The organism is Stieleria magnilauensis, assembly GCA_007753675.1.
Classification (GTDB): Bacteria; Planctomycetota; Planctomycetia; order Pirellulales; family Pirellulaceae; genus Stieleria; species Stieleria magnilauensis.
On sequence record CP036432.1, the window covers coordinates 7,350,931 to 7,374,960 of the forward strand.

The following is a 24,030-nucleotide window of genomic DNA, read 5'->3' on the forward strand; positions in this document are numbered from 1 at the left end:
CTCGGCTGGGCTTGATAGCGTTGGCAGGGAAAGAGAGAGTGCTTGGTCATCGCAGAAAAATAAACTCCTTGGTGTTGATCAGCGCGTGGGCGAAATCGCTCCACAATTCGGCGTCGTCGGGATCCACTTGGCGGGCGTCGCGTTGGGAATCCAAGAACGCCTGGGCGACGGCCAGTTCTTGTTCGGTCGGTTGTCTGGCAAAGGCCGACGTGTACATCCAGCGGATCCGCGGCTCACTGGACGAGTGCAACGAGCGAGCCCGGTCGGCCCATTGGCCGGCCAATTGAACCACCAACGGGTCGTTCATCAGAATCAATGCTTGGGCGGGGACGTTGGACACGTTGCGTCGCCCCATCGTGCTGAACGGAACGGGCGTATCGAACGTCAACATGAACGGCGAGAGAAAGTTGCGTCGCACCGCGGTGTAAATCGATCGTCGACGTGCTCCATCAAGCGGGCCACTCCGTCCCGGCCGGCCACGTCCATCCATGAACGCCGTCAGGTGAATCGGAATCGGCTCGCCGAATTGCACCGGGTCCAAGGCTCCGGAGATCGACAACAGTGCGTCCCGAATGACTTCGCCTTCGAGGCGTTTCGGGGGTCGGTGGTGAAAGAGCAGGTTTTTGGGATCGGCGGCCACCGCGGCGGGATCGGCCAGGCTGGACATCTGATAGGTGCGAGAGAGCACGATCCGTCGAATCATCCGCTTCAGACTTTGCCCATCCTGACGGAATTGGGTGGCCAGGTGATCCAACAAATCCGGGTGCGTCGGTCGCTGGCCCAGCACGCCGAAATCGTCGGTGGTGGGCACGATGCCTCGGCCGATCAAGTAATGCCAGATTCGATTGACGATGACGCGAGACGTGAGCGGATTGCCGGGATCGTTGATGTGTTCGGCCAGTTCCCGTCGTCCACTGCCCGATCGAATTTCCATCGGGTCGTCACCGGAAACCGCGGTCAGAAAATGTCGCGGTTCGATCTGGCCGGGCTTCGATGAATTGCCACGAATGTAAACCGATGCGTCTTCGCCTGTCCCATCGAGCATCGCCATGGCCAGTCGAGATCGGTGCATGATCTGAGACTGCAGTTGTGATCGTTCTTGAGACCACAGGCGGGCGATTTCGGAAAGCTCGTCCGCCAGGATCTCGCGGGCCTGGCTTGCCATCTTCTCCACGCCGGCGGCGATTGACTGTTGTCGCTGCTGGAGACGTTGTCGATCCGATTTCGATGCCCCTTGCGTGATCAACGAAACTTCCAGCTGGGCATTTTCGTCCGGGGTGAATTCCAGGTGCAGCCGATGGCCGACGTAACGATTCAGATTCAATTGCACCCAATCATCGGTCGCTTTGATCGCCTTGATCGTCTCGCCGTGCAGCGGGCCGGCGATCAAACGGTGGGAGTCCACGCAGGCGACGACGTGACCGGCACCACGCACCCGACAGGCGACGTTGCCGTCGGTCAAGGTGAACGTCGGCGTCCGCAAGGTGCGTCCGCTACGGGGCAGATTGGCCAGCCGACTGCGGTTGTTCATCCCTGTCTCGCTGACCGACTGCAAGCCGTTCCAAAAGGGATCACTGACCGCTGCCGAAACGGAGGTGAATTCAATCACCGGCTTGTCGTCCTTTTCGGCAACGATGCTTTGTCCGGCACGCCGCGGCCGGTCTCCGAACAGAAACCCGTCTTGATAGAACTGGTCCGCGGAGAGGGTTTCGTAGTCGAACACGATCGCCGCGGCCAACTCCGGTTTCATCGGGGCGACGGGCTCGGGCGCTAACTGACGTTCGACCAGTAGTTGTTCGACCGAGCTTTGATACTTGGCATCGACTGCCGACAGGCTATCGGCGATCTTGCGATTGTGTTCGATCGATTCGAAACGGACCTGCCGGTAATCGCTGCCTTGCAGGAAGCCGGTCAACGAGTAGTAGTCGGCGGTCGAGATGGCATCAAACTTGTGATCATGACAGCGGGCACAGGACACGGTGACACCCAGGAACGCTTTCGACATGACATCGATCATGTTGTCGAAGCGGTCGCTCTCGTCCTTCAAAATATCCACCGGAGAATGGACCCATTCGCCGAGAAACCAAAATCCGGTGCCCAGAATCGATTCATTGAATCCCTCGTCGGGGTTCGTCCGTGGCCGTTCCAGCAGATCACCGGCAATGTGTTCGCGAATCAATTGGTCGTAGGGCACATCGGCGTTGAGCGCGCGAATGATGTAGTCGCGGTACTGGAACGCGTTGGGTGCATCGTTGTCAAACTCGTGGCCGCGCGATTCGGCGTAGCGGACCAGGTCCAACCAATGACGGCCCCACCGTTCGCCGAAGTGCGGAGAGTCGAGCAGTTCGTCGACGAGTCGCTGCAACGCTTGGGGAGACTGGTCACCGAGAAATCGTTCGGCCTGTTCGGGGGTCGGCGGCAAGCCGATCAAATCAAAGCACACGCGTCGCAGCAGCGCCGATCGGTCTGCGTCGGTGGACGGTTTCAGCCCCGCCTGTTCGAGCCTGTAAAGCACGAAATGGTCCAGCGACTGTCGCGGCCAGGTGTCGTGTTTCACCTCGGGAGGCTGGGGCGATCGAATCGGTTGCCAGACCCAGTAGTCCTGGGAACGTTGTTCGAGATCAAACTCGGGCCGTGTCGCCGTCTCCTCCGGAGCGTCTTCGTGCGGCCAAGGTGCCCCGATCTCCACCCACCGCTCCAGCGTCTCGATGTCCTCCGCGGGCAATTTTCCCTTGGGCGGCATCTCATACGATTCATACCGAACCGCTTCAATTAGCAAGCTGCCGTCGACATCGCCGGGAACGACCGCTTCGCCGGAATCGCCCCCCCGCAGCATCGCCGCCAAACTGTCGACCCGCAGCCCCGCTTGCAGTTTCTTCGAATCCGCGCTGTGACACGAATAACAATGCTCTGCCAACAGCGGACGGACTTCCTTTTCAAAGAATTCCAATTGTTCCCCGGTCGGTGACACCGCCGGCGACTCGGCCGGAGCAATCCCCACCCATGGGCAGGCCAAGAAACCGAGGGTCAACACACAGCGCCAAACAAATTGCCGAATCGAAGTCACTTCTTCTCCACGTTGATCGAACCGGGACACGCAAACCAGACGGTATTCTACCTGAAGAAGGACGTCGAGCGGAAAAGGGGTCAGGTACCAAAAACGAAGTGTCCCAACGGGGCTTTGCATTTTTGGTACCTGACCCCTTTTCCGCGGCACCTGCCGGAGTGCTGGGGTGGGGTTTGCATCATAGTGATGCCGATGAGAAACCGTGAGGGGAAACTGCGACAGCGGGCCAACCATTTACGACGCAGCGGCACCCCACGCGACTCAGCCTGGACGCATCACGGAGCGTCCATCACGATCACCTTGGCACCGCGCACGTGGCCCTGCTTTAGTTCCAAGAGTGCCCGGTTGGCCTGTGCGAGCGTGTACGTCTGCACCTGCGGTCGGATCGGGATCTCCGCCGCGATCGGCAGAAACTCGGCGATGTCGTTGTGCGTGATATTTGCCACGCTCTTGATTTCTTTTTCCATCCACAAATGATCGTGGTAACAAAGACGGCTGAGGGAGTCCTTGTCCGCGTCCTCCTTGCCGATCGCGTTGATCACCAATCGCCCGGCCGGTCGCAGATTCCGCAGCGCTTCGACAATCGGCTTCCACGCCGGCGTGGTGTCGATGACTGCGTGCAACCGTTCCGGCGCACGGTCCTCGATCGCGCCCGCCCAGTGTGCCCCCAGTTCCAACGCAAACTCTCGGGAACGTTGATCACGGGCAAACACATAGATTTTTGTTCGCGGATATAAATGCCGAGCCAACTGCAAGACCAAGTGTGCCGAGCCGCCGAACCCGGTCAGCCCCAGCAGTCCGCCGTCAAACAGATTGGCCAGCTTGAGCGTTCGGTACCCGATACCCCCGGCGCACAACAACGGTGCCGCTTCGGCGTCGCTGAAACCGTCGGGAATCGGATACACGTATCCCGCGTCGGCGCGCATGTATTGGGCGTAGCCGCCGTCGACATCACGCCCGGTTGCACGAAATGAGCCACTCAGGTTCTCCAGCTTGCTTCCCGATGAAGAGTAGATCCAGCCGACGCCGACTCGCTCTCCGACGGTCCAATCGGTGACTCCGTCTCCCAATGCAACAATCCGACCCACGACTTCATGCCCGGGCACCACGGGCAAACGCGGCGGAGCGGTTCGGCCTTCGATTTCATCCAGTTCCGTGTGACAGACACCACACGCCAACACCCTCACCAACACTTCCCCGCGACGCGGATCGGGAATCGGCAATTCGACCGGCTCAAGTGGCGTCTGGCACTCGTCGAGCGACACGATCCGTGGCAGCACCATTGCATTCATCATGTCCATCAGTTTTTCTCCGGACGTTCCCCATCCAAACCCCATGCCTTGTCAGAGAGCAACTGACATGCCGCTGATCAATGACCGCCGTTCGGCACATGTTTTGCTTCCAGAAACGCTGATTCGACGCACGACGTTGCAGCGTCGTGCGTCCGAGCCGAGAGATCCAATCGGCCTGGTTTGATGGGGAGTGAGCAACATGATTGAGTGGCCGATCGGTCTTTCCACGGGGTGTTTTTATCGCCACAGCATTTTCGATTGCCTGGAACGAATCCGAGCCGGGGGATTCAATCTGATCGAAATCTGCTCGTTTCCGTCGCACCTGGATTACCACGATTTTGAGATGGTCAAACGTGCCGGTGATCTGATTCAGCAATTGAAGATCGAGCCGTATTCGTTCCACGCACCGTTTGCCGAACAGATCGATATCACATCCCCCGATGCGAACATTCGCAATCGATCGATCGAAGAAATTGTCACCGCCGCCACGGCAGCCGCAGAGATCGGTGTTCGCTATTTCGTGATCCATCCGGGCCCCGAACAACATGACCTTCCCGAAGAGGAGCGAATGCACCGCATGGAACTTGCGGCCCACTCGCTGAATCTGATCACCAGCGAGTGCGTTGAACTGAACGTGGGACTGGTGCTGGAAAACATGATGCCACACCTGTTTTTCGGCAAACCGCGAGACGTTCTTTGGATCTTGGGCGCGATCGAAAGCACCGATGTCGGGATCTGTCTGGACACCGGGCATGCCTACCTTTCCGGCGATCTGCTGTCGGTCGCCCACAAGCTTTCCGGCCACCTGTGGATGGTGCACGCCAGTGACAACGGCGGCGTGGAGGACGACGATCTTCCTCCAGGCGACGGCACGATTGAGTGGGAGCCGTTCATCAGGCAGCTCGATCGCGTTCACTTCGAAGGCCCCATTATCTTGGAACTCAACGGCAACTCCGATCCCGAAACCACGCTGGATGGGGCACAGCGAGGCAGTCGCTTCATTCGCGAAGTCAAACGTCGCGTCGAAGGTGCGAGTTCGCACATAACCGTCTGAGGGCACGAATCCGGCGTGCGAATATGACCAGAGGTGTGCGGGTCGCCGGAGGGATGAACGTTTGCGATGTGGCTCTCAAAATTCCACCGGTTGTCCGATTTGCCTCAACAAGTGTCTACGCCCACAGGCCGAGAACGATGCCTCGGGGACCGTGGAGGCGCCTTGAAAGCGGTGCGGCGAGCACGGGGCGAAAAAAGAACAGAATTTGTGTTGTGGAAGCGATTCCGCGACCCCCACTCGGCACAAGAGATGCATCATTGATGGGGCGCAAACTGGGCCTCCCGATGGAGTGGGTGTCATCGTTTGACGTTTTCCTTTATGCAGGAGCGTCCCGGTCAAAATCGCACCACGTTCGCGCAACTTTCCCCTGGCGTTGGACTCCGATCGCGCCAAAAGATTGACCAGGTAATTCGATGAGCATCGATCTGAGTACCAACTTTGGCGGCTTGCATCTCAAAGCCCCCATCGTGGTGGGCTCGTGTCCCATGACGGCAGAGGAACCGAGTCAAGTCGCGTTGGTTTCCGCCGGCGCTGGGGCGATCGTGCTGCCCTCGCTGTTTCAAGAGCAGGTGTTGTTGTGGAATGATCGTCACGGGATTGCGCTTTCGCAACAGGATCAATCGTTGCTCAAACGCAGCCGCCGCGTGCCGGTGGAGAACGCCGGATTCGATGCCGAGTCCTATTTGAAAATGGTCACGCGGGCCAGCTCACAGCTTTCGATTCCGGTGATCGCCAGTCTGAACGGGGAGAGCGGCGGCAATTGGTTGGACTTTGCCAAGGAAGTCGAACAGGCCGGTGCGGCGGCCATCGAGTTGTGTTTACAGCCGCCTCCACCAAGCGTGTACGGCACCGCTCGCGAGGTCGAAGACGCGGTCGTCGAGGTGGTGACGAAAATCGATCACGCCATCAAGATTCCGCTGTTTGTCAAGCTGCATCGCAGCTACACCCGACTCAGCCAACTTTCGTGCCGGTTGTTGTCCGGCTCCCAGGGTTTGATTCTGTTCGGCCGATTGCCCGACACCGACATTTCGCTGGACACGTTCGAGCTGAAATCGGAATGGACGCTCACCGAACCGGGAACGGTCAGCAAGATCATCGGGCCGGTGATGCAAGTCCACAGTTACTGCCCCGGCATGCCGTTGGCTGCCTGTGGCGGGATCGGTACCAGCATCGATGTCGTGAAAGCCTTGCTGGCCGGAGCCGACGTCGCGATGGTCACCTCGGCGGTCTGCCGCGAAGGACCGACGGTCGTTCGCACACTAATCGATGGACTGCGGAATTTCATGGAACGCCATCGCATGAAATCGCTTGATGACCTGTTCGAAAATCGCCCGCTGGAATTTGACTCCGAATCCCAACGCAATGATTACCTGAAAGGATTGACGGCACGATTTGATCCCGCCGAAGTCCGCAGCAACGTCTCGCGTCTCCACGGCGACCGCTGGGGCCATCCGACCAGCGATGTCGTGGATGGCTGAACGGCCGGCCGATCAAGCGTACTGGCATCGTACCTGTTAGCGGAACGGCGCGAGCCGTCCGGTTTCGACGTGCAAGACCGGAGGGCTCGCGCCCTGCCGCTAACAATGAACAACCCGTTTGGTGTCAACGGAGGCGGCACTAAACGCAATGCCTACTCGACCAGCAACGCCGACAGCACTTGGGCGTAAACCCGATGCCCGAAGTCGTTGGGATGGTTGACGCCGTTGCCGGTCAGGTCCGAATCCTTTTTTCGCTTCATGAATTCGCCCCAAACGCTGGTAAGATCCGCCAGCGCGATGCCGGGTTCACAAAGGGACGCCAACTGATCGCGGTACTGCGGAAACACGTCGTGATTCAATCGCACCCAATCGCGATTGCCGAGCATCGGCGAGATCAAGATGAATTCCGCATGGGGGCATTGCGCTCGGGTGTTGTTGATCATCGTGGCGGTATTCTCGCCAAACTCCTCGGCCGAACGCCCCGCCGAATCGTTCATCCCAAAAGCCAAGATCACCAGGTCCGGCTGGCACGCGGTGACTTGATCGATCATGGTGATGCCCCACGGGGTCGATTGGCCACCGACTGACAGGTTCGTCAGTTCGACGTCCGATTGAAAATGACGGCGAAGATGCTCCGCGAATAAATCCTGGTAGGCCGGTTGAAACGGTGCCCCACCGCCCCATCCGGATGCGTTGCAACCGGTGGAAATACTGTCGCCAAGTAAAACAATGGAAACCGCGCGGCGGTCACGCAATTTTTGCAGCGTCTTGGGAAGCGAAGCGGGGTCGAACGATGGCATCGAAACCGGCCACGCTGTGTCGGCTTTCCTGTACGTCACATGGGTTTGCATCTGGTGATATTCCAACTTCGCGCCGAACAGGATCTCGCCATTCCCGTCACGGTGCGTCAGTTGATGTCGTTGCGACTTGGCCGGACGACGCAGCGCCGACGGCGGGGTCGTGACCACACGTGACCCCACCGGGATCACGATCTCGCGAGTCCCGGGAACGAATCGATAGTCAACGCCTTGTTGATACGTCATGTCACCCGATGAGCTGCGCACCGAGACGATTTCGCGGATTGGAAACAGCACCAAACCGCGAGCTTCGTCCGACTCGGAATCTCGCACGAACAACACGGATTCCTGATCGACAACGTCACCCCTCCAGAACGGTCGCAGTTGATCCGCGGAGTACTGCCATCGGGTCGCTTGCCCCACCTGGTCCTGAGCTGGCGAATTGCCCGCCAGAATAAGTGTGCTGACGAGGACGAAGGGATGAAACGACAGGGATTGCATGATGACCACGTGAAGGGGTTGGCTGAATGAACACAGAGCGGACGTGCCATTTATACTTGGTCTCGCCGCGTCGGTGGGCAGTCGCCAACAGCGATGAAATCAACAAGCCGCGAGTCCTCCGGCATCCTGGCGTTGACCGGTTTGGGGGCTTGGACACTAAACGAGGTGTTCTTTGTTAGCGGCAGGGCGCGAGCCCTCCGGTCTTTCAACGTGTTGTTGAGCCGAGACCGGGCGGCTCGCGCCGTTCCGCTAACGAGTAGGTAGCATTGGTCACGGGCGAATCCTCGCCATTAGCCCGCATTTCGAAAGCAGCCCCGGTCAGCCGGGGGTGATCCCACGAGCCATCGCCCACGTCCGCGGCAATTAGACAAAGTGTTCCCTGGATCTGTCGATTCTATTGCGGACAACGGGCCGCGGCACGATACAATCCAAGTTCGATTTGAATCACCTCGACATCCTGCACAAACACGGTCGTGTTCTGCGACCTCATCATCGAACCATCCATTCGAGCACGATCATGACGAAACGATCATTCCCCGCGCGGATTCGGCTGACTTTCTTGACACTGGTTGTTGCCGTCACCAGCGCGCCGGCTCCATTAGAATTGGTCCAGGCATCCGAGCCGACGACGGCGTTGCAGTTGTTCGAAGAACGGATCATGCCGATCTTTCGCTCGCCCAATCCGTCCAGTTGTGTGCAATGCCACCTGTCGTCGGTCGACATCAAGGACTACATCCTGCCCTCACATACCGACACGTTCCTCGCGCTGCGGGCGGACGGCTTGGTTGATGTGGAGGCTCCCGAACGGTCAAAGATTTTGACACTGATTCAGATGGGCGAAAAAGATTCTGATCCGTTGGCCAAGCGGATTCACGCGAAAACGCGGCAGGCCGAATACGAAGCGTTCTCCGCGTGGATCAAAGCCTGTTGCAGTGACCCCGTTCTGGTTTCACGCTCGGCGCCCGAGCAACTCGCGGCGGTCGGACCGGCCAAACCGTTAGAAGTCGTTCGCCATGCCCGCAAGAGTCGCGTGCTGGAAGCCTTCACTCGAAACGTTTGGTCGCAGCGGATGCGTTGTTTCCCCTGTCACACGCCTGATGAAATTGACGCCGACAATCCAAAGCATCAAAAGCCGGCCGAGCGTCACGGTGAACTCGTCAAAACCTACGGCGCGCGGATGAATCTGTTTCGCGAAACCCCCGAAGCGACGCTCGCGGCATTGGTCGCCAGCAGCCGCAAGCAAGATGGGAAACGATATCCGTTGATCAACTTGAAAGATCCGGCCAAGAGCCTGTTGGTACTCAAGCCGACGGCCAAATTGCCACCCAAGCAGGACGACGGCACACTGGGCAAGCCGTCTTCGGCCGACCCGGTCTCCCACATGGGAGGCATCAAGATGCACGTCGATGACCACTCCTACAAATTGTTCGTCGCTTGGCTGGAAGACTACGCCGCGGTGGTCGGCGACCAATACGCGACGGCTGACGAATTACCCTCGGACAACTGGATCCCGACCCAGCGGATCTTGCGGGTCAAAGGGACGCCGGCGGATTGGAAACCGGGCTCCGTCGTCCAACTGTTCGTTCACGGCAAAGATCCGTCAGGCAATTGGTCTGACGATCCCGTCGCATTCACGCAATCGGTCGTGACCCCCAGAGCGATGGTCAACGGAGCGCTGTTATTGATCGCGTCGAACCTCAGTCCGGAACAAGAGGCCGCCGAGGATGCGTTTCCGCTGGCCGCGGGCGAGTACCTGGTCAAGGCGTACGTGGACACCGAAGGCAAACTCAAAACGGCTCCATCGCAGCTGCTCGAATCGTCCGACTTCGCCGGGCAAGCCGTGATCGACGCAAAATGGTTACTCGGTTTTCCCCAGGCAGAAACCTTTGAAGGCGCCCGGTTGGTCAAGCACTAGTGCTTCGCCGCACCTTGGTTCTCGGGTAGGCGGTAGTGGACGAGGCGACGAGTCCCCTGCCAATATGCCGACGAAAGAGGACTCGTCGCCTCGTCCACTACAGGGGACTCGTCGCCTCGTCCACTACCCGAAAACTGCGCTGCGATAGACCACTAGGTTTCCGTGATCGCGTACAGCCCGCCACCGTCGTGGCGTAGTTTTCCTTGGCGGGCGAGTTCTTGCCAGACCGCCTTGGGAAACTGATCCGGCGGACGGATCGCGGCAATGCTGGATTTTCGGCCCGATGACATCGGTCCGTGCCCAAGGCTGGATTCTTCATCCAGTTTCATCAGCTTCAATCGTTTGCGAAACGCCTTCATCGCCAACCGAAGCTCTTCTTTGGAAGGGGCTTCGGGCTCGGGCGTGGTTTCCGGATCAGTCATCGTTGGTTCCTGTGGAGAGTGGATCGGCGCTGCCTATTTTGGTTTGTAACGCTCATCATACAGCTGTTGGTGCGTCTTGAGTTGGTTGCTTGAAATCGAGAGCGTTCCGACGTCGACGCGTCCCGACCGAGCTTCCGGAATAGGTGTCTGCCAATAGAAGTATTTCGTTTCCGTCTCGGCATCCTGGCGAACGGCGACGGCGTATTCCAGTCCGGCGACGGCTTGGACTTGGAAGCTTCCATCCTCTCCGATCGGTACGGTGTCCGTTTTAAATTGGCCGAAATCGCCCGATCCGATCAAACGCGTGGTCAGGCCGACCGTAAGCCCGGTCGCCGGCGTACCGTCGAGCATCACGCGCCCGCTGACGAGCCACGGATCACGCAACACCAGCTTGATGGGGGCGTCGGAATCCGGGTTGATCGTTGCCTGGGCTGCCGTGAATCGAGGACGCGTGGAGGAGCTTTCGTCGTCAATCTTCGTCACGCTCACTGTCCCATGTTCCCAGGTTGATCGATGCAGCAGCAAGGCACACCGACCGTCCGGCCCCGTCTTCGCCGACTCTGCCAGCGTCTGCGGCAAGTGATACGTTCGGTTATCGCGCTTGAGCGTCTCAATAAAACCACAATGAATCCAAACACCTTCCACGGGTGATCCGCTGGTGTCGACCACCGTCACCCAGCGGACGGGAATGCTTTGGACCTGGAAGTCCGGTACCTTTAAATCGAAGCGGTCGTCGGCTTCAATCGCTTGAGTCATTTGCGGTGGTCTCGAAGTCTCGGCATTGAACCGATCGGTCATCCACAGATCCAGTCCGGGTGAACTGCCAACGACCGTTAGAAAGCCCTTTTCTTTTGGAACCACCATTCGCCACTCGCCTTGTGCGTCGGTCGTGGCGCGGAGCAACGTGTCCTCGAGATGGTCCGCCTGACGATGCCAGCAAACTTGGACATCCGCGACTCCCTCGCCATCACTCGCCCGGACGACCCGCCCAGATGCCCGAGTGCCCTGCAGCGTCTGCAACCGCAAGCTGCGCCGGTCGATCACGGATTCGGCCTCCGCCGACGTTGCCAACGGCAGCAATCCGGACTCAAACGGGAATCGCGCGACGAATTGAACCCGGCCGTCGTCTCCTGCCGCCTCCCGCAAAAACTCCTTCGTGGTGCGCAGCTCTCCGTCATCGGAAACTTGAAATCGTTGCGACTGCGCTTTGCCCCGCGGCGTCAACGCAGAAAGCGAGAATTGTTTCACCGCTTCACCGGCTTCATCTTCAACGGCGACCGAGACGAGCAGCAGTCGTCGCAACTCGATCGTTGCGGGTGAGACATACTCATCGGCAACATGTGTCGCCATGATTCCCCGCTGATACTTCGGCGCAGAGAGCCGAAGGAGTCGTGGGAACGATTCGCTTTGGCGAAGGCCTAACACCAGTGAAGCGTTCTTCGGCATCTGAAAGGCAAAACGCCCGTCGCTGTCGGTTCGCGCCAGCAATTGGAGTTCATCGGTGGGAAAACGAAAGACGTGGGATTGCTTCGGAAAGCCTTGCTTGCTGCCGCGGAAAAACGGCCCCGCGTCAAAGTCGACACTTTCCGGCACGTTGATTTCTTTTACTGCGACACGGACATCGCCGATTCCGCTTCCCGCCGGCGTCACCACCTGAGCCGCTATTTCTTCGCTGCCAGGCAGTTGAATATCGATCGATGCTTTCCACGGAGTGGGTTGTCGGCGATCGAATGAGGACAGCGCGTAGGCCCCTAGTCCAAGCCGATCGTTTGGATCAGCCACCAGAACCTCCCATCGAGCCAGACCGAGTGATTTGAGCCGAACGATCGGAATGCCCCGGATGTGGTAGCGGCCCTGCTGATCGGTCGTCGTTCGGGCAACAATCGGCGGAGGCAGGTAGCGGCCGCTCGGACCGCGGAACGCCACGAATTCGCGAATCAAGACAACGGCGTCGGCAATCGGCCCCGACGGGTCAGTCACACGGCCTTGGAACTCGATGTCGATCCTGTCTTGGTCATCGTCATTATCCGACGTCGCAAGTTCGACCGCCTTGAATTGATCATACAAGCCGACATCGGTGGATCGTTCGTCAGTCGTTGCCGCAACGTCCGCCGCAACGTCCGCCGCAATGTCCGCCGCAATGTCCGCCGAAACGTTGTCGGACTGCTGCGTATTCGACCGTTGTGGGCGCGGAGTTTCCGCTGTCGTCGGCGTTTGACCCGTGACGACCTGGAAATGAATCCCCGTCAACGTGATCAACGAGAAGACGATACCAATCACCGGCACAGTCCACCTCGATTGTGGGTCAACATTCAACCTCGGGTCCAACAGACGTCCAATGCGGTTTTGCAGATTCGTACCCGAATGGACCGCGGCGACTGGCTGTGAATCCGAGGCGACGATGTTCTGCGTGATCTCCAAAAGGCTGCGCGAGTACGCGGACGCCCGTTCGCCGGATCGTACGACCGCATCATCCGCGGCGTCTTCTCGCGATCGCCGCAGTTGCCATCGAGCCCAATGCACAGAAGGATGAAACCAATACACGGCAGTCGTGATTTCTGCCAACCAATTCCAACAGGCGTCACGTCGCGCGACGTGTGCCATTTCGTGCAACAGGCAATGCCGCTGCTGATCGACCGTGAAGGATTCAAAATCGATCGGAACCAGCACGATTGGACGAATCACGCCGAATGTCAGCGGCATGGAAACGTCCATGGAGACTCGACATTGCGGCGGACTCCGTAAACCTAAACGAGCTGCGCACGACTGGGCGAGTGCCCGGTGCTCCTGAGAGAACGAACTTGCATTACTCGCAAATCGTCTCAATCGAAGCCCGCTGACAACGATTCTCGCCAGCCAGGACAGCAATCCAACACCGTAAACAACGATCATGATGAATACGATCGATGACTCCTTCGGCACGATCACGCCGGGACGCTGACGAGTCGACGCCGCCGCTACCACGTCCGACATGGGAACGGCTGGTGCCGGCGATGCGGCCGTCCGGGGTGCTCGATCGAGGCCAGAAGCGTTCGCGTCCGTCGCATTCCACGGTCGATCAATCGGGGCTTCCACTGCGAGACTTCGTTCGCTGCTGTTGCCAGCACGATCCCTCAGCACTTGAGTCTCGTTTGGCGTCGATGATTGGACCTGAACCGGAATCTGAATCGGAATGGCGGTCAGCAGTTGTGGGATCAACAGCACCAACGCACCAAACGCGCCGATCCAAACGCAATGACGTACGCTCGATGACCGCGATCGGGCCAACCTCTGGATGATCCACGCCGTCAAAACCACCACGGCGGCACGGATGATCCAGACGCAAAGCAGTGCAAACGATGGATGGGAATCGCCCCACGCCATGAATTGCTCGATCCACACGCTCATGGCATCTCCCTCCGCTCTGCTTCGGCAATCAATTCACGCAGTCGGTTCAATTCGTCTTCTTGAAGACTCGTCTTCGGATCCGACAGATGCGACGCCAGGGCTTGCTCGACCGAGCCGCCGAAGAAAACATCCAAGACATGCTGAAACGCCTGCTTCGCGGCGCGCTTTTTGGGTTGAACCGGCCGATACCGGTAGTGCCTCCCCTGGCGTTTAAACTTGACGAACCCCTTTTCGCCCAAGATCCGCAACAGCGTTCGGACCGTGGCATCGGACGGATCACCGGTCATGGCGAGCCGCACCTCAGCCGCGGTCGCTTCCTCCTTGACATACAAGATGTCGACGATTTCCCGCTCGCGACGACTGAGTTGTTCCACCCCCATCGACACCACCTCGACCAAAACGCCGACAAGAAATTTTTAACACTTCAAAGTCAGTCTGACGGTCGGTCGATCCGCTGTCAACGATTTTTTTGGACATTGCGAAAAAGTTGCAAGTTGCCGATGCCGTCGCTTGGGTGGCACACGTTACTCGCTTGCCACGATTGAACCATGCGTGTCACAGCGGCCACTGCAATAGCGGCTTGGTCAGCGTGACCGGTTCTCGCCTGACGGGTTGCTCGGGCAACTCGATCGGCAGACGTCCGGCCTTGAGCACGGCGATGATCGTCTGGACCTCGGCTTTTTCGAAGTCGCCTGTAATCACTGCCTGCTTGCGGATCGGTTGCAGAATCTTCGGCGCGGTGATCAAGACGTCATCGAAGATGATCCCGAGCCTGGTTTGCCGCTGACCGACCGGTACATAGCGTTTGGTCAACGTTTCCAACGCGGTGCTTCCCTGCGTCGTGAATTCCAGCGAAACCGCCAGTTGACCGTTTGCATCTTCGGTTATCGCGGCGAAGCTGAGCGAATCACCGTCCAGCTGAACGTCCGGTTCGACGATCGCCAAAGCTTCCAATCCGGTGACGTTGTTGTCGAACATCCATTGTCCCACATCGACTTGCCCCTCGGAAGTTTGCAGCGACGACGCCAAGTCGACGAGCGCACCGGTTTTAAAATCTCGCAGGATCAACCCCTGCGGTTCGATCTTCGGCTTCGGCCAACCCGTCATCGGATCGATGGATTGATCGATCAACGCCCATCGGCCGACCAGGGCGTCCGACGCGTCTCGAACCTCCAGCGAACGATCACCGCTGTCGATCTGAGCGCTCGCCGCATCGATCACGGCGTCGTGGCGTCCTGGTTGGGCGAGCGCCAGAAATCGCAAATGTCCCTCGTGGTGCAGCAGGGTCGCGATCGCATCCAGCTGCGCGCTGTCGGTGGTTTCCAAGTCGATCTGCAGTTTCCTGCCGTCCTCAATCACTCGGATCTCTTTCGCCCCATCGAAGAACCCGTTTAGCCGCCGCTCGACAGCCGAGACGATTTGATCCGCACGAACATCCGATGATTCGATCTGATACTCGATCCGCGTCCCTTCCACCGAGGTCTTGGCAAAGAACACCAGCCCGACCGCAATCGCGACCCAGACCGTGACGGCAACCGCGAGGATGGTCTTGCGGCGTGAAGGGGGATGATGTTGGTTCACCAGTCCTCTGCTCTTCGGGTAGTGGACGAGGCGACGAGTCCTCTGCTTTTCGGGTAGCGGACGAGGCGACGAGTCCTCTGCTTTTCGGGTAGCGGACGAGGCGACCAGTCCTCTGCTCTTCGGGTAGTGGACGAGGCGACGAGTCCTCTGCTTTTCGGGTAGTGGACGAGGCGACGAGTCCTCTGCTCTTCGGGTAGTGGACGAGGCGACGAGTCCTCTGCTCTTCGGGTACCGGACGAGGCGACGAGTCCTCTGCTCTTCGGGTAGCGGACGAGGCGACGAGTCCTCTGCTTTTCGGGTAGTGGACGAGGCGACGAGTCCTCTGCTCTTCGGGTAGTGGACGAGGCGACGAGTCCTCTGCTTTTCGGGTAGCGGACGAGGCGACCAGTCCTCTGCTCTTCGGGTAGTGGACGAGGCGACGAGTCCTCTGCTTTTCGGGTAGTGGACGAGGCGACGAGTCCTCTGCAGTCGGCATCTTGGCAAGGACTCGTCGCCTCGTCCACTACCGCCTACTCGAAACGCAATGCAAGGACTCGTCGCCTCGTCCACGACCGCCTACCCGAAACGCAAGGTGACAAGGAATACCAGGACACTGTCCCGCTACCGCAACGCCGTCAACAGATCTTTGACCTGTTGGTGCACATCGCTGGTTGCTCGGACGACCAGGACACGCCGCATGGCAAAGTAATGAATGGATCCGACGCCGCCGCGTGATTCCCAGAAATCGGGTGCCACGATCCGCTCGATCAATTCCACCAGCTGCCATCCCGCACCCCCGACGGCTCCTCCGCCGGATGCCCCAACGGCAGATCCCGTCTCGGTCGCGCGCGATGTCGACTCGGCTGAATCGTTAGACGCCGTGTTGATCGCCGACTCAATCGCCGCATCGACTTGTTGAGACAGCCCCGCGGGACGGGGAATCTCTTTGCGACCGAGTTGAATTTCTTTTCGGCGTGCGATGGTCAGTAGGCGTCGCCGTACTTTCGCGGCGTCGCCTTGGAGCATTTCGCTGGTCGCGTAACGTGGATCGCTTCGCAGAACGACATACAAATCACAAAGCGCGGCGACGGCATCGTCATTGGCTTGGCCTGCGGTAGCGTTCGCTTCCAGACGCAGTTGTGTCCGGGTTTGTTGACGCAGCGACGTGGTCGAAACCTCGGCCGCAGCGACGCTGGTCAAACCGATGACGCTGGTGAAACCGACGAGGCAGACCATAGCCGCCAGCGCAGCGGTCTTAATCTCTTGAATCATTTGTGTACCCCGCGAGGTGATCAAGAACGAAAAGGCGTCCGGCTGGTCGATGTGCGCCGACAGACTGGCAGCGTATCCCACATCCCAGCCCCGACAAAGGTTTCGGGCCAGGGCCTAACGTTGCAGTCCTCGCAGGATCGCGTCGACGTTTTCCTTGGCGTCACCGAACAACATGTACGTGTTGTCTTTAAAGAATAACGGATTTCCGACACCGGCGTATCCGGTGGACATGCCGCGTTTCATCACCACGCAGGTTTTGGCCGTCCAGACTTCGATCACCGGCATGCCCGCGATCGGGCTATTGGGATCATCCAGTGCGGCTGGATTGACGATATCGTTGGCCCCGATCACCAGGATCGCATCGGTATCAGACATGTCTTCATTGATTTCGTCCATTTCCAAGACGATGTCGTACGGCACGTTCGCTTCGGCCAGCAACACGTTCATGTGCCCGGGCAGGCGTCCGGCGACCGGGTGAATGGCAAAACGGACTTCCTTGTTGCGTTTGAGCAGCGTCTTGACGACTTCGGCAAGGGAATGTTGTGCTTGAGCGACCGCCATGCCGTAGCCCGGGACGATCACGATGCTTTGTGCTTCTTCGAGCATCGCGACCGTCTCGTCGACGCTGAATTCCTTCGTCGTCCCCTCGACCACGGCGGCCGGCCCGCCCGCGCCGCTGCCGAACCCGCCCATGATCACGCTGAAAAAACTTCGGTTCATCGCCGCGCACATGATGTACGACAGAATCGCTCCCGAGCTGCCGACCAGCGCGCCGGTGACGATCAGCAAGTGGTTCTTCAGCATGAATCCGGCCGCCGCGGCAGCCCAGCCGGAATAGGAGTTGAGCATGGAAACCACCACCGGCATGTCCGCACCGCCGATCGCCATCACCAAGTGAACACCGATCAGCGACGAGATCGCGGTCATGATCAACAGCGGTATCAGCGCATCACCACCCTCGACACGGCAGTACCAGATTCCCAGGCCGACACAGGTGAGCATCAGGACGACGTTCAAGACGTGGCGACCGGGCAGCGTCACCGCTCGACCACCGACAAGTTCGGCCAATTTCAAGAAGGCGACGATCGATCCGGTGAAGGTCAACGCGCCGATGAAGACGCCGACGTAGATCTCGATTTTGTGAATCAGCATCTCGCCGTCGGGGACAGCGATCCCGGGTTCGATGTGGCTGGAGATGCCGACGAAAACGGCCGCCAATCCCACAAAGCTGTGCAGCATCGCCACCAGTTGTGGCAGATGATCCATCGATAAACGCGCGGCCAACCGGGCACCGATCAAGATCGCCGGCAAGATCGCGACCGCCATCCAGAGGTACCCGCCGTTCATCACTCCAAAGACGGTCGCCCCGACCGCCAGCACCATGCCGATGATCCCGAGCAGATTGCCACGCTTGGCACTCGTTTGGTGGGACAACCCGGCCAAGGAGAAAATGAACAGGACCGCCGCCACGATGTACGCGACCGTGGCCAGGGACTGGTTCAAGGGAAGCGTCTCGGAAGCAATCACGAGTGGGTGAGAAAACGGCATGTCTTTCATGTACGGGGGCAAACGATCATCCAAACAACAGAACATCCAACATCAGACGTGCAGCCACATCACTTGCGAAATAGGCTGAGCATGCGGTGCGTGATCAGAAAGCCGCCGGCAATGTTGAGCGTCGCGACAAAGATTGCCAACCCGCCCAACCATGCTGCGACCGGGTTGGTCGCCCCGATTTGAACCATCCCGCCGACGATGATGATGCCGCTGATCGCGTTAGTGACACTCATCAACGGGGCATGCAGCGAGGCGGTCACGTTCCAAATCACTTGCCACCCGATCAGACAGGCCAGCAGAAAGACGGTGAAATCGGTGATGAAACCCTGATCGCGCGTCAACGCGACTCCGACCAACAGCACCGCCGCGATCACCATCAGGGCGATGTCAAAGGTCCCGATTTTCTTTTCCACCACGGCGGACGGTGCGACCGACTCCACCACTTTCTCTTTGGGGGCTGCGGAGACGGAAACCGGCGGCGGGGGCCAGGTGACCTGACCGTCCTTGACGACCGTCGCACTGCGGATCACGTCGTCGGTCATGTCGACGCTGAACCTCTCCGCGCCGCCCATCTCGTCCAACAAGTGATAAAGATTGGTCCCATACAGCTGGCTGGACGTGTGTGCCAATCGGCTGGTCAGATCGCGGTAGCCGACGATGTGCACGCCTTCGACCTTGGTCACCTCATCGGGAATCGTCGCCTCGCAATTACCGCCTTGTTCGGCGGCCAAATCGACGATCACGCTGCCCGGACGCATCGAACGGACCATTTCGTGCGTGATCAATTTCGGCGCCGGTTTGCCGGGGATGAGTGCCGTGGTGATGATGATGTCGACCTCTTTGGCCTGGGCGGTAAAGAGTGCCATCTCGGCATCGATGAATTCCTTGCTCATCGTTTTGGCATAGCCGCCCGAAGTGCCGCCGTGCTCGTCGCCCTCGAATTCCAACATCAGGAATTCGGCGCCCATGCTTTTGACCTGATCAGCAACTTCGGGACGCACGTCGAAGGCGCGTACGATGGCCCCCAATCCCCTGGCGGTCCCGATCGCGGCCAGTCCCGCGACGCCCGCGCCGATGACCAACACCTTGGCCGGCGGGACTTTTCCGGCCGCGGTGATCTGGCCGGTAAAGAAACGCCCGAACAGCCCGGCCGCTTCGACGACGGCCCGGTACCCCGCGATGTTCGCCATCGAGCTCAATGCGTCCAACTTCTGTGCCCGGCTGATCCGTGGCACCGCTTCGATCGCCAACGCCGTCGCCTGCCGAGCAGCGATCTTCTGCAACAACGCTTCGTTCTGGCCCGGTGCCAAGAAACAAATCAGTGTTTGCCCCGCCCGCAGCTGTTCGATCTCTCGATCCTGCGGCCGGCGGACCTTCAGCACAATGTCGGCTTCCGTCCAGATCTCGGCCGCTTCATCGCAAAGGGTACAGCCGGCTTCGCGATAGCTCTCGTCATGAAAACTCGCGGCATCCCCCGCACCGGATTCCACCAAAACCTCGAACCCGAGCTTCTGGATCATCCGTCGTGCCGTTTCAGGTGTCGCCGCCACACGACACTCCCCGGGATCAATTTCCTTGGTGATGCCAACTTTCATTTGCCGCCTGTCCCTTCGAATGCAACGGATGGGAAACCCCCAACCTTCTGGCGCATCTAGGATACCATTTCCATCGGAGTCCGTTCAGCTCGCAAGTGGCGTAAGCTTCCAGCTTGCGAATCCCGTTACGTCGGAAGGTAATGCCGGGCAACAGCCTCAAACGCCGCGAGTTGTTCGTCACGCCACGCCGAATCGGTTCCCAATTCGTCGGACAAGATCTCCGCGACTGTGGGTGCCGCATCCAATGCAAGCTGGGCGTTGAGAAACAGTGTCCGGGTGCGGCGGGCCAGGACATCTTCGACCGTTCGTGCCATTTCGTTGCGGACCGCCCAAACCACTTGGGAACGACGCATGTCCAGCGACGGATGAACCGGCTGGGCCAACGCGGGATCGTCCTGTTCCAACTGGTCGATCGAAGATTGATCGGCCCCCTCCATCCGCAGCGATTCGGTCACGCACGGCGTGGCGGACAGATCGCCCGTTTCAATCGCCTTGTCGACACAGTCCTCGGCCATCTTTCGCACCGTGGTCCACTTCCCTCCGGTGATCGTGATCAGTTTCGACGTCGAGAGCCGGATCACGTGATCTCGCGAAAGCGATGCCGTTCGCGAGGACTTGTCGCCTTTGACCAGCGGTCGGATGCCCGTGAAAATGCTCAGCACGTCGTGGATCGTCGGAGGTCGCGACAAGTACTCCGCCGCGGTCTCCAACAAGAACTGTATCTCTTGCGGTTGGGGCGACGGTTCGGCAACGGCGTCGGGGATCGCAGTGTCGGTGGTTCCGACCAGAATGTGATCGTGCCAGGGGACAAAAAAGATCACGCGTCCGTCGGAGGTTTTGGGAACGATCATGGCGGTTTCGCCGGGATAGAGTTCCTTGGGCAACACCAGATGGATCCCTTGGCTGGCGGCAACCATTGGCTGGCACTCCGCATCGTCGAGCAATCGAACCGCGTCACAAAACGGGCCGGCCGCGTTGACGACCGACCTGGCCGCGATCTCGAACCGTTGCCCCGATTCCTCGTCGGTCGCAACCACGCCGCCGACCAAGCCCTGGTCGTCTTTGATGAATCCGGTGCAAGCCATGTGATTGGCCAAGGTGGCTCCGTGCTGTGCCGCCGCACGGGCCATGTCGATCAATAATCTCGCGTCATCAAATTGGCCGTCATGGTAAAGCACCGCGCCACGCAAACACTCTTTCCGCAACGCCGGCGACAGTTCGAGCGCCCGCCGCGCGGAGATGCGCTGGGAACGGCCGAACCGGTTGCGTGTGGCGAGCAGGTCATAGACTTTCAGACCGATGCCATAAAACATCCATTGCCAAAGGTTGCGGCAGGGAATCAAAAATGTTTGGTCGTGAACCAGATGAGGCGCGTTTTCGAGCAACAACGATCGTTCACGAAGTGCGTCACGAACAAGCGTCACGTTGCCTTGTTTCAGATACCGCACGCCGCCGTGCACCAGTTTGGTGCTACGGCTGGACGTCCCGCTTCCGAAATCGAATCGCTCCAGCAACACGACGTCCAACCCACGACTGGCGGCGTCGAGTGCGACGGCGACACCGGTCGCCCCACCGCCGATCACCGCGATGTCCCACGGTGTTTGACGGTCACGGATTTTGGCGAGCGATTCGGGCCGATCAAGTCGCGTCATGGTGCTGCTCCGGTTGCCATGATTTGGAACGTTCAAGCGCCTCGGCCCATCGCTCTCTTCGCAGCGACACGTCCGCGTCCGACATCGCCGGTTCAAACACACGTTCGGTTTTCCAGATCGAAGCGATCTGGTCCAGATCCTGCCAAAAACCGACCGCCAGTCCGGCCAGATAGGCCGCCCCCATCGATGTCGTCTCCGTCATCTGCGGACGGACCACGGGAGTCTTCATGATGTCGGCCTGGAATTGCATCAACAGATCGTTCGCCGAGGCGCCGCCGTCGACACGCAGCTCCTCGATCGAGATTCCGGCGTCCTGCTGCATCGCGTCCAACACGTCGGCAACTTGATAGGCGATCCCTTCCAACGTCGCCCGCGCGATGTGCCCGCGATTGGTCCCACGCGTTAACCCCACAATGGTTCCGCGGGCGTAGGAATCCCAGTGCGGAGCCCCCAGTCCCGCCAACGCCGGAACGACATAGACGCCGTCGCTATCGGGCACGCTGCGGGCCAGGGGTTCGATTTCAGAAGACGACTGGATGATCCCCAACCCGTCGCGCAGCCACTGGACGGCGGCACCGGCGACGAACACGCTACCTTCGAGCGCATACTCGCGTTTCGCAGACGTACTGGCGGCAACCGTCGTCAACAGCCGGTGCTTGGACACCAGCGGTTGGTCGCCGATATTCATCAGCATGAAACAGCCGGTTCCGTAGGTGTTTTTAGCCATCCCATGACGCGTGCAGTTCTGACCGAACAGCGCAGACTGCTGGTCACCGGCGGCACCGGCGATCTTGATCGGTCCTCCGAACCACTGCGTTTCGGTCTCGCCATACACATGGCTCGACGGAAGCACTTCGGGCAAGATCGCTGCGGGAATTTTCAACAATTCCAACAGCTCATCGTCCCACTGACCGGTCGCGATGTCCAACAACATCGTGCGTGAAGCGTTCGTGATATCGGTGACATGAACACGACCGCCGGTCAGTTTCCAAATCAACCAGCTATCCATCGTGCCGAACGCGATCTCGCCGCGTTCCGCCCGCGCCCTGACGCCCGGCACCTGGTCCAGCAACCAACGAATTTTGGTCGCCGAAAAGTACGCATCGATCAGAAGCCCCGTCTTGGACTGAATCAGATCTGAATGACCTTGGTCGCGGAGTGCATCACAGAATTCCGACGTCCGCCGGTCTTGCCAGACGATCGCGTGATGAATCGGCTCGCCCGTGGATCGATCCCACAGCAAAACCGTTTCGCGTTGGTTGGTGATCCCGATTGCCGCCAGGTCGTCTGCCGCCAGACCACAGGACGCCATCAACTCCTGGGCGACGGCGAGCTGTGATTCCCAGATTTCGTTGGCATCATGTTCGACCCAACCGGGCCGGGGGTAATGTTGCGTGAATTCACGCTGGGCGACGCCCAACACCGCCCCCGATTGCTCAAACGCGATCGCTCGTGAACTTGTCGTCCCCTGGTCCAATGCAACAACAACGCCCATCGTGTCCGCCTGAAAAAGTGAAATGGATGACTGGAACGGTAGTTTAACAGTTCTGGTGACGAAGACGGATTGAATTGATTTGCCTTCTCTCTTTCAGTGGCGTCTGGTCGGAGATTGGAGGTAGGAAAATCTTGGAGGTAGGAAGATTTCGTTCCTTCCCGTCAAAGCCTTTGGCCGCAGACACGTTCGTGTGCTAGGTCTCGGTCCACGTCGGAGAATGGTAAAAAAATGGTGGTGACCGAGGAATCGTCGCTGCGAGGTGACTCCATTTTTTGACCAACGAATCTTTTGACCCCAGCCATCTGCCCCAGCTCTGTCTGCATGCCGACGGGGACAATTCAAAGAACTTACTTGTTGAGTGGGACCAATTCGCCCCAGCTAGATTTCACCGCTTTCTTCTAGCGATCGCACATGAAATCGGGATCAGGAGCAATTCAAATTCGGACAGGCAACTCCAAAACACCCCATTCTACCAAAACGGCTCCTGACCCTTTTTCACCTCCGTCATCGCAACGCTTCGAGACAGGGTCCATCCGCCTACATCGGCACGCTTGGTTGTCGCTCGAAACCGACGACGTGAAGCAAATACAGGTCGTGGGTGCGGTCGGTTTCCGGCTCGATCAGGACCATGAAGTGTTTGCCGACGGCCAGATTCTCGGGGTGCTTGACCTCCCATTGCTCCCCGTTGCTCATCTTGATGATAAACGGCTGAAATGGGATCGCGGTCAACAGCTTGGTCAATTGCTCTTTCATGCCACTATTCTAGCTTCCGAACGTCCGGGAATCCAACTCCCGTATCAATTCAGAGAGCTCGGCATCGTCCAAGTGATCGCGGAGTCGTTGCTGCAAGGTTGCTCCATTTTTTGACCAACGAATTTTTTGACCCCCAGCCATCTGCCCAACGTCTGTCTGCATACGGACTGGGACAATTCAAAGAACTTACTTGTTGAGTGGGACCAATTCGCCCCAGCTAGATTTCACCGCTT

16 protein-coding genes are annotated in these 24,030 nt (G+C 59.1%); 3 read left to right on the forward strand and 13 right to left on the reverse strand.

What is annotated here, in order from left to right; genetic code table 11:
* Nucleotides 1–46 precede the first annotated feature (46 nt).
* Both TBK1r_RS26225 and TBK1r_RS26230 read right to left on the reverse strand, forming a co-directional pair.
* On the reverse strand, nt 47–3,001 hold the full coding sequence (locus TBK1r_RS26225; RefSeq protein ID WP_473772524.1) for a PSD1 and planctomycete cytochrome C domain-containing protein: 2,955 nt from the start codon (nt 2,999–3,001) through the stop codon (nt 47–49).
* A gap of 341 nt (nt 3,002–3,342) precedes the next feature.
* Nucleotides 3,343–4,368 carry an alcohol dehydrogenase catalytic domain-containing protein gene (locus TBK1r_RS26230; protein ID WP_473772461.1) on the reverse strand — a complete coding sequence of 342 codons (1,026 nt, stop codon included), beginning with the start codon at nt 4,366–4,368 and terminating at the stop codon, nt 3,343–3,345.
* A gap of 190 nt (nt 4,369–4,558) precedes the next feature.
* On the opposite strand from TBK1r_RS26230, the gene TBK1r_RS26235 reads away from it, so the two are divergent.
* Together TBK1r_RS26235 and TBK1r_RS26240 are read left to right on the forward strand one after the other, a co-directional pair.
* A complete protein-coding gene (locus TBK1r_RS26235; protein ID WP_145217682.1) occupies nt 4,559–5,413 on the forward strand; it encodes a sugar phosphate isomerase/epimerase family protein in 855 nt (284 codons plus the stop codon).
* Nucleotides 5,414–5,826: 413 nt separating this feature from the next.
* The gene (locus TBK1r_RS26240) at nt 5,827–6,891 is read left to right on the forward strand and encodes a beta/alpha barrel domain-containing protein (RefSeq protein ID WP_145217684.1); all 1,065 of its coding nucleotides are present in this window, start codon (nt 5,827–5,829) and stop codon (nt 6,889–6,891) included.
* Between the two features lie 152 nt (nt 6,892–7,043).
* Here the strand turns inward: TBK1r_RS26240 and TBK1r_RS26245 are convergent, their stop codons facing one another.
* Nucleotides 7,044–8,189, reverse strand: coding sequence for an SGNH/GDSL hydrolase family protein (locus tag TBK1r_RS26245; protein WP_145217687.1), 1,146 nt, complete (start codon nt 8,187–8,189; stop codon nt 7,044–7,046).
* Nucleotides 8,190–8,706: 517 nt separating this feature from the next.
* Here TBK1r_RS26245 and TBK1r_RS26250 point away from each other — a divergent pair.
* A complete protein-coding gene (locus tag TBK1r_RS26250; protein ID WP_145217690.1) occupies nt 8,707–10,104 on the forward strand; it encodes a hypothetical protein in 1,398 nt (465 codons plus the stop codon).
* Nucleotides 10,105–10,256: 152 nt separating this feature from the next.
* On the opposite strand, the gene TBK1r_RS26255 is transcribed toward TBK1r_RS26250, so the two are convergent.
* The 10 genes from TBK1r_RS26255 to TBK1r_RS26300 all read right to left on the reverse strand — a co-directional run bounded on the left by TBK1r_RS26255 (nt 10,257) and on the right by TBK1r_RS26300 (nt 23,797).
* Nucleotides 10,257–10,526 carry a hypothetical protein gene (locus TBK1r_RS26255; RefSeq protein ID WP_145217694.1) on the reverse strand — a complete coding sequence of 90 codons (270 nt, stop codon included), beginning with the start codon at nt 10,524–10,526 and terminating at the stop codon, nt 10,257–10,259.
* A gap of 33 nt (nt 10,527–10,559) precedes the next feature.
* Nucleotides 10,560–13,913, reverse strand: a complete 3,354-nt coding sequence (locus tag TBK1r_RS26260) for a M56 family metallopeptidase (protein WP_145217697.1) — start codon at nt 13,911–13,913, stop codon at nt 10,560–10,562.
* Nucleotides 13,910–14,293 (reverse strand): BlaI/MecI/CopY family transcriptional regulator, encoded by a 384-nt coding sequence (locus tag TBK1r_RS26265; protein ID WP_145217700.1) that lies wholly within the window; start codon nt 14,291–14,293, stop codon nt 13,910–13,912. Before TBK1r_RS26265 ends, TBK1r_RS26260 begins: the two co-directional genes overlap by 4 nt.
* A 175-nt stretch (nt 14,294–14,468) precedes the next feature.
* Nucleotides 14,469–15,494 (reverse strand): SecDF P1 head subdomain-containing protein, encoded by a 1,026-nt coding sequence (locus TBK1r_RS26270; RefSeq protein WP_145217703.1) that lies wholly within the window; start codon nt 15,492–15,494, stop codon nt 14,469–14,471.
* A 600-nt stretch (nt 15,495–16,094) separates the two neighbouring features.
* A complete protein-coding gene (locus tag TBK1r_RS26275) occupies nt 16,095–16,745 on the reverse strand; it encodes a hypothetical protein (protein ID WP_145217706.1) in 651 nt (216 codons plus the stop codon).
* 114 nt (nt 16,746–16,859) lie between these two features.
* Entirely contained in the window at nt 16,860–18,293 is a 1,434-nt protein-coding gene (locus tag TBK1r_RS26280) for an NAD(P)(+) transhydrogenase (Re/Si-specific) subunit beta (RefSeq protein ID WP_473772462.1), read from the reverse strand.
* 68 nt (nt 18,294–18,361) lie between these two features.
* Nucleotides 18,362–19,897: a Re/Si-specific NAD(P)(+) transhydrogenase subunit alpha gene (locus TBK1r_RS26285; protein WP_145217709.1), complete on the reverse strand. Its 1,536-nt coding sequence runs from the start codon at nt 19,895–19,897 to the stop codon at nt 18,362–18,364.
* Between the two features lie 125 nt (nt 19,898–20,022).
* Nucleotides 20,023–21,549: a glycerol-3-phosphate dehydrogenase/oxidase gene (locus tag TBK1r_RS26290; protein ID WP_145217712.1), complete on the reverse strand. Its 1,527-nt coding sequence runs from the start codon at nt 21,547–21,549 to the stop codon at nt 20,023–20,025.
* Nucleotides 21,536–23,044 (reverse strand): glycerol kinase GlpK, encoded by a 1,509-nt coding sequence (glpK, locus tag TBK1r_RS26295; RefSeq protein WP_145217714.1) that lies wholly within the window; start codon nt 23,042–23,044, stop codon nt 21,536–21,538. Before glpK ends, TBK1r_RS26290 begins: the two co-directional genes overlap by 14 nt.
* A 537-nt stretch (nt 23,045–23,581) precedes the next feature.
* Nucleotides 23,582–23,797: a hypothetical protein gene (locus TBK1r_RS26300; protein ID WP_145217716.1), complete on the reverse strand. Its 216-nt coding sequence runs from the start codon at nt 23,795–23,797 to the stop codon at nt 23,582–23,584.
* Between the last annotated feature and the right edge of the window lie 233 nt (nt 23,798–24,030).